The organism is [Clostridium] aminophilum (assembly GCF_900101295.1).
Classification (GTDB): domain Bacteria; phylum Bacillota; class Clostridia; order Lachnospirales; family Lachnospiraceae; genus Clostridium_R; species Clostridium_R aminophilum_A.
Window position 1 is genome coordinate 1 of sequence record NZ_FOIL01000073.1, and the last position, 11,332, is coordinate 11,332.

Genomic DNA, 11,332 nt, shown 5'->3' on the forward strand with positions numbered 1-11,332 from the left:
TATGCGGTAATCCCTGTTACCATTGATCTTTTCAATCATCAGTATACAGGTAAATCCACGGTGCTACAAATGTGGGGTCACTTCATATTATCTAAATGCATTGGGAAATAAACAAATCTCGCAATCACAACCAGACAGATATAGACTGTCAGCAATTTCGCTTCGTATTTCCAGTCAACCTTTTTGTTTCTAACGACACAGATTGCTCTTGTTGCAATCCATGCCAATGTAATAAAAACCAAAACTCCTGTATAAGTTATTTCAAACATAATATCTCTCTTAACCAAATGCAATTTATTGAACTCTTTGGCCTTCTTGTCTGTCCCAGTCATCGGGACACATCTTTATCTCGTTGACAGGGATCCTCACCCCAAAATAGAAGGTCTCTCCTGCAGGCGGGAAAAAGGCCCGGCATTGCGTGCTTATAATCGTAGCATATCACATTATTTTTTTCTATTGAGAGCTTTTAGTGTAACTTTTTTGCAGAGTTCACATTTACAAGAAAGACTAAGGCTTCTATATCTTGTATTTTACCCTTAACTCTTGTAGTTCCTGACCAAAATCTTCTCCGCTGTTACGGAGCAACCTCTGATTTTGATGTATATTCATGGTGTGGCCGGCTGTATCGAGTACACATCCGGAAATATTGGAACAATGATCGGCAACCCGCTCCAGGTTAGTCAGCAAATCAGACCATACAAACCCGGCATCTACTGAGCATTCTCCTTTTTGCAGACGCAGTATGTGCCGGGTGCGTAACGTCTCTTTCAGCTCATCAACAATCTGCTCTAAAGGCTCCGTTTTACGCGCCGCTTTAAGATCCGTATCCTTAAATGCTGTATGTGACAGATCCAATATATCCTCAACTGCATCCGATATCAGATTGTATTCTTTTTGCGCCTGATCTGAAAAAACAATTCCTTTTTGTACCAATTCCTCTGCGGACTCCAGAATATTTACTGCATGATCTGCAATTCGTTCATAATCACCGATCACCTTCATATATTCCGTTGCTTTTGCACTTTCGTTTTCTCCAAGCTGTGTAGAAGTCAGCTTTACCAGATAGGTCCCCAGGATATCTTCCAGATGATCTGTTTTCTCTTCAGCTTCCCTGATCCGTAAAGCGGTCTCTTCATCATACCTGGTGATCGAACCAATACTATCCTTCAAAGCAGCCACAGCTATTCCAGCCATTGAATGAAGAACCTGACCGCATCTTTCAAGTGCAAGAGAAGGACTTCCCAGCAAACGCGGATCCAATTCCTCTGTCTGCTCAATCACTTCATTATCAGGAATCATCTTCTTCACCATTTTTTCAAGCATACCTGCAAGCGGAAGCATCAACAGTGTGCACAGGATATTAAAAGCAGAATGACATACAGCTATACCCATCAGACTTGCTGATTCTCCAAGGATAGCCGGAACTGCCACAGCCTTCACTATGCAGAATATCGACAACCAGACAACTGTTCCTATCACATTGAAACTCAGATGTACCAATGCTGCACGCTTTGCATTTTTGTTGGCTCCTACAGCAGAAATGATGGCGGTTATGCAGGTTCCTATATTCTGTCCCATGATAATCGGAATTGCTGCGCCATATGTCACTGCTCCGGTTGATGCCAGTGCCTGTAGTATGCCGACAGAAGCAGAGCTGGACTGAATAATTGCTGTCAGAATCGCTCCTGCCAATACTCCAAGCACGGGATTTGCAAACGCAACAAACATATTCTGGAACGCCGGAAAATCACGCAGTCCTGATACGGCTCCTGACATGGCTTCCATTCCAAACATCAATGTGGCAAAGCCCAAGAGAATCATTCCCGTATCCCTCTTCTTAGACTCTTTTGTAAACATATACAAAATGATTCCAAACAGAGCAAGGATCGGGGTAAAAGACGAAGGCTTCAAAAGCTTCACAAAAACGTTATCGCTGCTAATTCCTGAAAGGCTCAGGATCCATGCCGTTACCGTTGTTCCGACATTCGCTCCCATAATTACATTGATCGCCTGGCGTAAAGTCATTAATCCGGAATTGACAAAACCAACGACCATGACGGTAGTAGCTGACGAACTCTGTATCACAGCAGTTACACCAAGTCCTGTCGTAAGTCCTGTGATCCTGTTCGTCGTCAGTTTACCCAATAACATCTTCAGCCTGCTACCTGCACGCCGTTCCAACGCCTGCCCCATTAGTGACATTCCAAACAGAAACAGGCTTAAGCCTCCTATCAGATTGAGGATACTAAAAATGTCCATACATACACTCCATTCTTCTGATATTTATCGTTCAAAAGAATGGTAGCAATTGAACATCAAATCCATTATCAATCTCTTGTAAAATTCATGTAATGTCCGCAACGAAAAAGCAGGAGCCGCAGCCCCTGCCAAAATCATTCAAACTTCTATTTCCTTTGGTTTGTTTGGTAAGGATACAATAAACTCCGTACCTTTCCCAACCTCGCTATTCACTTCGATCTTTCCGCCATGAACCAAGACAGTATGTTTGACTATGGAAAGCCCAAGGCCGGTACCGCCCACCTCTTTACTCCGGCTTTTATCGACACGGTAAAACCGTTCAAATATGCGCTCACAGCTCTCTTCCGGAATTCCGATTCCTGTATCTTTCACCCTTAGCACTGTGTTATGTGGTGTTTGCTGCACATCAACCTCAACTTTTCCCCCGCTATGATTATACTTGATTCCATTATCACAAAGATTATATACGATGCTGTACAACAACTGAGGAATTGCCCTGACCGGCGCATCTGATCCACCCAAAGTAACCTCCACACCCAAAGCGGTTGCGGTGGCCTCCAGGCTATCCACTGCATTTTCTGCAACACGATACAGATCACAAACTTCCCACTTCATCTCTACACCGCCATTATCAAGCTTAGTAAGGTCAATGATATCCTCTACCAGCTTCGTCATTCTGGTGGACTCTTCCCGTATTTTCCCCGCGAACGGTTTAATATCTTCCTCCTTCACCATCTCATTCTCAAGCAGTTCTGCATAACCGGAAATGGCATGAAGCGGCGTTTTTAATTCATGCGATACATTAGCCGTAAATTCCTGTCTGATCAATGCAGCCTTCTCTATCTCCTTCTGATCTCGTTTCAGTTGTTCGTTTTGAGATTGAATACGTCTGAGCAGAGGAGCTATTTCCTTATATTCTTCTTCATTGATATGCTGAAGCGGATCATCCGGATCAATACCGTTGATTGGTGTCAGTATTCGCTTTGTAAGCCTTGATGCAAGCACAAAGGACAAAACAAATGCAATCAGGATCACAAGGCAGATCGGCTGTGCAAATCCCAAAAGCAGTGTCCAGACTGCCATTTGAACACTCGAAAGCCTAATTACAGAACCATCTGACAGCCTGATGGCCGAATACAGCTGCTTGTCGGATAAGGTATTTGAATATCTCACACTCTCACCATATCCATCAGCAAGGGCTTCTTTTATTTCTTCACGTTCCAGATGATTTTCCATCTCATTTGCATTAACTGCGTTGTCAAATAAAACCGTCCCATCTGCATCGATCCATGTAATGCGATAATCCTTAGCTTCCAGACCGTTAAGGTAATCCATCCCGGACATGGATACTCCCTGTGATGCCAGCTCGGCTTCCGTCCTTAACTGCTTTAGCTGGACCCCGGAAAAGTAGTTATAGGAAACACCCATAATAAATGTAAGCGATGCCAGAAAAACGACGATGGCGACGATCCATATGGCATTAAATATTTTTTTATTCATTTTCCTGCTCTTTCATCTTATAGCCAACCCCGCGTACAGTCCTTATCATGTCCCCGCACTCATCAAGCTTTGTCCGCAGTGTTCCGATATGAACATCTACCGTCCTGGTCTCTCCTCCGAAGTCAGCCCCCCAAACAGAAGCCAGAAGAATATCCCGTGTAAAAACCTGTCCGGTATTCTCAGCCAAAAGTTTCAGTAATTCGTATTCCTTCAGCGTGAGCGAAATACGCCTGTCATTAACTGTGACCGTATGTTTCCCTTCATCAATCACAATACTTCCGCACTGTATCTGTTTCTGTTTTTTCTTCGGTGTGCTCCGTCTTAACACCGCTTTTATTCGGGATACCATCTCCATCATCCCAAAAGGCTTTGACAGATAGTCATCGGCTCCGCTGTCCAGCCCAATTACTGTGTCATACTCACTATCCTTTGCAGTTGCCATGATAACCGGTATTTCTTCCGTAACCGGAGAGTTCCTCAGCTTCTTTAAGATGCTAATACCGTCTTCTCCCGGCAGCATGATATCAAGAATCACCAGCTCCGGTTTCTTTTCCTTCATCATATCCCAAAAGGCAGCCGCATCCTGAAAGCCGCAAGCTTCAAACCCGGAAGCCTGAAGTGTATAAACCATAAGCTCCCTGATACTGCTGTCGTCCTCCACACAATAAATCATACGAAGCCTCCTTCCGCACTTTTGTACAAACATTCTATCGCTTGATTGTAAATCCTGTGATCTTTTTCTTGTAAATTCTACGTAAAGTTCCTGCCTAAAAAAGCGGCTTCCGGTTTTTACCAGAGGCCGCTACATCTTTAATCATTTATTTTCCAGTGGCCATATCGTTTGCCACCAACCCGTTCTATTCGCCCTGATTCTTTAAGAACATTGATATACTTCTGTACAACCCGGCGTGTCACTCCTATGCTTTCGCCTAACGTCTCCTGTGAAATATCAGGCTGCTGCCAATGCTTTTACACAGCAGCAGCTTTTCTGTGCGTCAGGAACATATCCTCCGATTTTCCATTTTTCCCCGTTACAGGGAACATATCGTCAAAGCGGAACTTTAAGGCCTGGGGCCGAGAATCGCCTGGTTATTTTCATTGAAAGCAAGTTTTTCAATTTGTGCGTATAACGGAAACCTTTTATCAAGGGATTCATAGGGTGATTTGGGGTCTTTTATATATATGATTCAGGATCAGTTGAAATTTTCAGGAAGCTCGAGAGTGTACTCCTGTTGAATTTCTTACAGATCTCAATAAACTTATCAAGAGGACCGTTCTGAACTTGTTTGTTCCGCAGATGTTGATGAAAACAGTGTTCTCCTCTGCCTCCTTGTCTCCGAGAAAGAGGATATAAGGATCCTTGAAGTTCTTGAAGCCTTTACAAGCCCCATAGTTTCCCTTTTTAAATTAAAAATTTCCTTTTCCTATTTTTTTTAGTTTATCTGCTAACTCTTCTTCCAAAGCCGTAAGCTTTTCAATTGCCATTTCATATTCACCCAATTTTTTAGAATGATTATTTTTTAATTGCATAACTTTACCCCTCATTTCTCCTAATTTCATCGCCACCGTTTCGTGCAATTCTACTATTTCATCTACAAATATTATTGTTTGAATAATCCCACTCTCATTGGGCTTTCCCAACGCCCGATTTCCTTTGCAAATAAGACTATTTATAGCACTAATAGTTCCTTTATAACTATTTGGCATGTAAATCTGATTCATCTATTATTCTCTCCTTTCCTTAAAATACATGGGCAAGTAATCGCTTATACGGTTTATTATAGTCTAACCCTATCGTCTATTTAAATCAATTTTACATAAACAATATAGGAGGTATTGATGACTTCCCGAATGCCACGATAAAGAAATAGCCAAAACGGGCGGATTTCTCCGCCCGCTGTTGACATTCAAACTATCTCCATTATAAAGTAAATAGCACAACTGATGACTGATAATAGAGATTTTTTAGACCGTCAGGTATAAAATCTATCACAGAATGACCTATTTACAGAGATTCATTCACCCCCACTCACCTATTCAGCCAGAAACATACCCGCTTTTTTGTGCGTCAGGAACATATCCTCCGATTTTCTGTTTTTCCCGTTACAGGGAACATATCGTCAAAGCGGAATTTTAAGGCCTGGGGCCGAGAATCGCCTGGTTATTTTCATTGAAAGCGAGTTTTTCTATTTGTGCATATAACGGAAACCTCTTAACAAGAGATTCATAGGCTGATTTTCTAGCAAGCAGAAGATACTGTGGAACTCCGTTTTGTACGGATACCGATGAAAGAACATCTGCTTCCGCAATAACATTCATCAGTTCCATACATTTCTCATACCGTTTCCCTTTTACCTTGCTGTTAACCGCTACTGCATCAACATACACGCGAGGCAAATCCTCCTGATCGCTAAAGCTGATCGATTTGATTCCGGTCCGGGATATGCGGTTACCCAAGAGGCGAATACTCTCACTGAAACCGATATACCCTTTGCCGATTCCGGAATCATAGGCCAATGCGACCTGTGTATCATCATCCCGTTCGTGAGCATCAATGGCCAACTGATCCATGAGAGACATCAAGTCATCCTCATCGCTGTCTGCTGACGGATTTGCTTCTCTCCGGGTATCTGCCAGGATTTCATGGATATACTGTGGCCGGTTTATAGAGGATTCCGAATTAATCACAAGGATCCCGGATTCATGCGCAAAATCCGTGAGATGCTCCGCATCGGCAAGATCTGCACAGTCCAGATCATAAATCAGGAAGTTCCCGCATAAGAGCACAGGAATGCCATACAGCCTTCCATCTACGGTCAAGCCTTCGAGTGCAAAAGGAAATATGTCTTCGGCTTTCTGAACTGCGTTCCGATCAATCGCCTGAATCCAACCATTCTCGATCAGTGTATCCAGCATAACAGTATCATACATAATGACATCTATACCGTCCGGCACACCGTCTTCATAGCAGTTCCACTCCGCCCGAACCAACTTGATGTCCGGCTCAATCTCCGCCCAGCGCCGTTCAATCATTTCCTGATAATAACCGGTATCCGGCATATATGGGAAAACTGCATATGTCAGCGTATCAACGCCATTGTTGTCACATGACGCGAGGAAAACAGTAAGAAGCAGAAAGAGAACTGCAATCCATTTTTTCATTCTTCCCAACCTCCTCTCCACAGACAATGCGGTGATAATCGTATTTCTACAGTCCCCCCCGCTCGAGTAAGTTTCACAATTGATTCGACGTGGTTAGAGACCACAGCATTGATGCCGGCGCGATGGCCGAATTTGTCCAGGAATATCGCTATGAGTCTATCTATTAAAACAGAACTGATATCGTCGTCCCTACTCCTGGGGCGCTGTCCAATTCAATTTTTGCATCATGAATTTCGACAATATGCTTTACAATTGCAAGTCCAAGCCCTGTTCCACCGGTGGCTTTGGATCTGCTTTTGTCAACCCTATAGAATCTCTCAAAAACTCTCTGTTGATCCACTGCCGGAATTCCAATTCCGTTGTCCTTTACAGTCAAACAGGTCGAATTGTCTATAATATTAACGGATACCAGGACTTTTCCCCCCGGATTATTATATCGAACAGCATTTTGAATCAGGTTTTCAATCAGTTCCTTTATCAATTCTTTATTGCCATGTACAGGACTTTCTTTACCCTCAATGGCTATCGTAACATCTTTAAGTTTTGCACTGACGGATCATTCATTTACGCACTCGTGAGCCACCTCATACAAATCAATTTTCTCGAACACCATCCCGCCTTCTAACAGTTCTGCATAACCTGAAATTGCTGTAAGCGGTGTCTTTAACTCATGTGATACATTTGCGGTAAAATCCTGTCTGACCTTCGCAGCCGCAAGCACATCTGTATGCTGGGATCTTAGCATTTCAAAAAGAGGATCCAGTTCCTTATATGGAGATTCATAATCAGAATTTTCCAGATTTGAAACCATTACCTCAATTGGCTTTAACAGCTGTTTCGTAAGCAAATGCGAAATCACTACGCACACTGTTATAATAATCAGAATGATCAACGTTATAACAGGAGCCACTGAAACAAAAACAGACAGAAGACTCTGCGCATCCGTTGCTACTCGCAGTACAGTTCCATTATCTAAACGGATCGCATAATAGAATGTATTCTTGTTCATAGTATCTGATTTTCGAATAGCTTCTCCCACGCCATCCGTAAACGCTTCCTGTATTTCCGGTCTGTCATTATGATTTGTCAAAAATTCTGCCGAAGCGTCATTATCATAAAGTACCGTTCCATCTTCTGCTACCCATGTAACGCGAAGCTCTTCAATATCCGTTGACAGGTCAATGTCATCGGTATCAATATTAACCGACTCAAAATAAAGCGTATCTTTTAAAAGCTTCGCACTAACGGACAAGTCCGCCCGGACTTGTCTCTGAAACAGATTATAATATAATATGGTAATACCAATAACCGTTGCCAAAACCGCAATAACAGCGATTCCAACAAGTCGTACATTTATTTTCTTTTTCATTCCATCACATAACCCACATTCCGGATCGTTTTTATTCTGGTACCATAATCTCCCAGCTTTTGACGAAGTGTTTTGATATGCATATCTAAAGTTCTTGACTCACCTTCGTAATCTGTTCCCCAGACCTGGTTCATTATTGTATCTCGAGTCAAAACAATTCCTTTATTTGCAATGAACAAAGACAACAGCTCATATTCCTTGTATGTTAATTCCAATGAGCTTCCCGATATAGACACCTCATGTTTCTCATTATTCACAACGATTTCGTCCAAACGCAATTCTTTTATTTCCTCAGATAGCGTCCGTCTTAGTAATGCCTTTACTCTTGAAATAAGCTCCATCACGGAAAATGGTTTCCTGATATAGTCATCTGCACCATCTTCAATTCCTTTTACAAGATCCAGTTCTGTTGTTTTCGCAGTCACCATTATAACTGGCAGCCTCTTTGTCTCCGTGTTTCTTCTAAGTCTTCTTACGATCTCATTCCCATTTTCATCGGGAAGCATAATATCCACAAGACACAAATCCGGCATTACCTCTTCCAGCTTCTTATAAAAATCTTTTGCACAGGAAAAGCCTAAAACCTTGTGACCGGAATTCTGAAGATTTTGCGCCTAGCGCGGTTGCGAAAGCAACAACTTCCATTCGTGCGAGTGCGCATCCAAGCGGAGCGTAATTGGCGTAAGCCAATTATTTTCCTGTACCCCGGCTTACCAGGGTACAGGTTTTGAATCTTATGCCTTCTTCATTACAAATATTCACCCAATCGGCAGCTGAATCTCCGTCAGCCAGTCTTCTTCCGATTCTTTATTCCGGATGCCGTCAATATAACATTCACGGGAAAGACCCGCTGTTTTATATCCGTTCTGCTCTGCATATTTCATAAGAAAAGCATATGCTTCGCCGATATTTGCGTATGAACCCTTATGATAGATACTTAAGACCTTGGCCTCCGGCAGCGTTTTGAACTTAATATGTTCATCTTCTTTTCCAAATGCGTTAACGGCTTCATTATGTCTGATACGGATGTCGGTTTCTTTATACTCTCCATCGGGATATTCGCAAAACTCATACGGAGGCTCTGCGCACTTCATTCCCGGGTTCAGCTCAAGGCACTGCTGCCCCACGGACGGAATCCAATTCATCATGTCCGAATAGCTCTTAAGTACGGTTTCCGCAGTATAGACAATGGTTTCCGGGATCACTTTTTCTGTTACCTGATATTTCATTTCTTTATCCTCCATAATTGAATTGATTATGGAAAGACGAGATTCGATCAGATTCTTTTCTTTCTTCAGTGATATGATTTTCTCCTGCAGGATCCCTTTCACATCTGCACCGGCAAAAACTGCTTTAATTTCTTCAACGGACAGACCAAGCTGTCTGTATGACTTGATCTTAGCAGCAGTTTCAAGCTGTGAAGTTTCATAAAACCTGTAATTATTCCATTCGTCAACAGAAGCAGGTTTCAGAAGGCCTTCTCTTTCGTAAAACCTCAGCGCTTTGATCGTCAGATGTGAAAGCTTAGAAAACTCACCGATTTTTATCATTCTTGCAAATCTCCTTTCCACATCTGATACCCTAAGCTATCCCCTTAGGGTCGAGTCAAGCCCTTTTTTCTACTGTTCTGATATAATGTCCTTCCTGAACTGCCGCAAAAGTTGCCACCGCGCACACCGGAAGCGCTGAATACTTCAGCGGAACTATAGAAAATGTCAAAGGCAGTATAAAAAGCAATACCCCTGTCACCTTATTCATCACTGAATGAACAGCAACCAGCTTCCTTTGCGCAATATATCCCGAAATGATGTTTATAATCTTTATCAGCGCAATTATCACGATCCAAACACATACCCATATCGGCATACTTATCACCGAGAGAAACTTTATCAGGCATACCGCTGCGAACACAAAATCCGCAGCAGTATCAAATCTCGCTCCAAACTCGCTGACCGTATTCATTCTTCGGGCTATGGTTCCGTCTATCATATCAGATAAGCCTGCGATCAGATAAAGCATATAAAATGCCGGCGAAAACACCGGACAGAATAGCAGCACAATACTGATCAGCACCCTGAATCCTGTTATTATATTTGCCATCACCTAACTCTTTGGAACATGACCGTCTCTTTACTCATATCTGTTCATCCTTCACTTTACCATTGCAAAACGCAGCCATCTCTTTTTCAATCAGGCGGAATACATTCGCAATCAGATACCCATCCGCTATCGCGTGATTCATCCGAACCGATACCGGCATCAAAAGTTTCCCGTTCTCCTCACGATATTTTCCCCAATTGATGATCGGCAGGAAATAGAGGAACCCGTCCGGCAATTCTATATTCAGGGAATCATAGGACAGCCAGGAAATGTAGGAAGCATCAAACCAGTTCGGATGCTTTTCCATATCAAGGCCATAATCCCTCGTTTGTTTTGCCTTCTCTATATCAGAGACAGCATTTTTGTAGAATACGGCATAATCCGGATCAAAACTTGTATATACCGGCGTACAGGTCTCGGTATCCTCATGAAAAATATACTGTGTAGGGTTAATCCTGTCATAACAGATCAGTTCCTCAGTCTGCCAGAGATACCCCATTTTGTAATCATCCCGGGAATTCAATACCTTGGAAAGGATATATAGGAAATTAACATAGAACTTCGTGCTACTCTCCTTCGAGTACTTAACAAGCTCCGTCACATCAACCCTCGCCGTCATAGACGTCGAGCACTTGCAGTCCTCTGTAAAATGCCGGAACACACCCTTCCTGTAGTAGGTTTCCTTATTTACTATCCGATAATTTTTATCAAGTTTTATTTCCATATCAATACAATTCCAGGTACCTATCGGCATCTCGCATTTTCTCAAGCCGCATTTCTTAAAACCCACGGCCTCATAGCAACACTTTGCAGCAGCATTATCCTCAAATACACCGAGGTCAATTCTTGTTACATTAAGATGATCCTTTACATGTTGAATCCCGAGCCGGAGCATCTTACTGCCATATCCCTTGCCTCGGAGTTCCGGATCAACGATAACAA

General features: G+C 42.7%; 12 protein-coding genes and 1 pseudogene. All 13 read right to left on the reverse strand.

From position 1 onward, the window contains the following. Positions 1-77 precede the first annotated feature (77 nt). Positions 78-287 carry a hypothetical protein gene (locus BMW41_RS12970; protein ID WP_207646899.1) on the reverse strand — a complete coding sequence of 70 codons (210 nt, stop codon included), beginning with the start codon at positions 285-287 and terminating at the stop codon, positions 78-80. A gap of 229 nt (positions 288-516) precedes the next feature. After that, positions 517-2,259, reverse strand: coding sequence for a Na/Pi cotransporter family protein (locus BMW41_RS12975; RefSeq protein WP_074650557.1), 1,743 nt, complete (start codon positions 2,257-2,259; stop codon positions 517-519). Positions 2,260-2,397: 138 nt separating this feature from the next. Then, entirely contained in the window at positions 2,398-3,759 is a 1,362-nt protein-coding gene (locus BMW41_RS12980) for a sensor histidine kinase (protein WP_074650559.1), read from the reverse strand. Next, positions 3,752-4,432, reverse strand: a complete 681-nt coding sequence (locus BMW41_RS12985; protein ID WP_074650560.1) for a response regulator transcription factor — start codon at positions 4,430-4,432, stop codon at positions 3,752-3,754. Before BMW41_RS12985 ends, BMW41_RS12980 begins: the two co-directional genes overlap by 8 nt. A gap of 137 nt (positions 4,433-4,569) precedes the next feature. Beyond that, positions 4,570-4,707 carry an HTH domain-containing protein gene (locus tag BMW41_RS15475; RefSeq protein WP_083379000.1) on the reverse strand — a complete coding sequence of 46 codons (138 nt, stop codon included), beginning with the start codon at positions 4,705-4,707 and terminating at the stop codon, positions 4,570-4,572. A gap of 459 nt (positions 4,708-5,166) precedes the next feature. Further along, entirely contained in the window at positions 5,167-5,481 is a 315-nt protein-coding gene (locus tag BMW41_RS12995; protein WP_074650562.1) for a hypothetical protein, read from the reverse strand. 411 nt (positions 5,482-5,892) lie between these two features. After that, positions 5,893-6,921 carry a type 2 periplasmic-binding domain-containing protein gene (locus BMW41_RS13000; RefSeq protein ID WP_074650564.1) on the reverse strand — a complete coding sequence of 343 codons (1,029 nt, stop codon included), beginning with the start codon at positions 6,919-6,921 and terminating at the stop codon, positions 5,893-5,895. 163 nt (positions 6,922-7,084) lie between these two features. Further along, positions 7,085-7,402 carry a sensor histidine kinase gene (locus tag BMW41_RS15080; protein ID WP_242870357.1) on the reverse strand — a complete coding sequence of 106 codons (318 nt, stop codon included), beginning with the start codon at positions 7,400-7,402 and terminating at the stop codon, positions 7,085-7,087. A 75-nt stretch (positions 7,403-7,477) separates the two neighbouring features. Further along, positions 7,478-8,290 carry a histidine kinase dimerization/phospho-acceptor domain-containing protein gene (locus BMW41_RS13005; protein WP_242870358.1) on the reverse strand — a complete coding sequence of 271 codons (813 nt, stop codon included), beginning with the start codon at positions 8,288-8,290 and terminating at the stop codon, positions 7,478-7,480. Beyond that, positions 8,287-8,895 (reverse strand): annotated as a pseudogene (locus BMW41_RS15370) (response regulator transcription factor); the annotation flags it as partial. The pseudogene BMW41_RS15370 and the gene BMW41_RS13005, both read right to left, overlap by 4 nt. A 153-nt stretch (positions 8,896-9,048) precedes the next feature. Continuing rightward, the gene (locus BMW41_RS13015) at positions 9,049-9,840 is read right to left on the reverse strand and encodes a MerR family transcriptional regulator (RefSeq protein ID WP_074650565.1); all 792 of its coding nucleotides are present in this window, start codon (positions 9,838-9,840) and stop codon (positions 9,049-9,051) included. A 55-nt stretch (positions 9,841-9,895) separates the two neighbouring features. Then, positions 9,896-10,390, reverse strand: a complete 495-nt coding sequence (locus BMW41_RS13020; RefSeq protein ID WP_074650567.1) for a CDP-alcohol phosphatidyltransferase family protein — start codon at positions 10,388-10,390, stop codon at positions 9,896-9,898. 34 nt (positions 10,391-10,424) lie between these two features. Then, a partial coding sequence (locus tag BMW41_RS13025) for a CatA-like O-acetyltransferase, family 3 (protein WP_083379002.1) occupies positions 10,425-11,332 on the reverse strand: 908 nt, incomplete at its 5' end.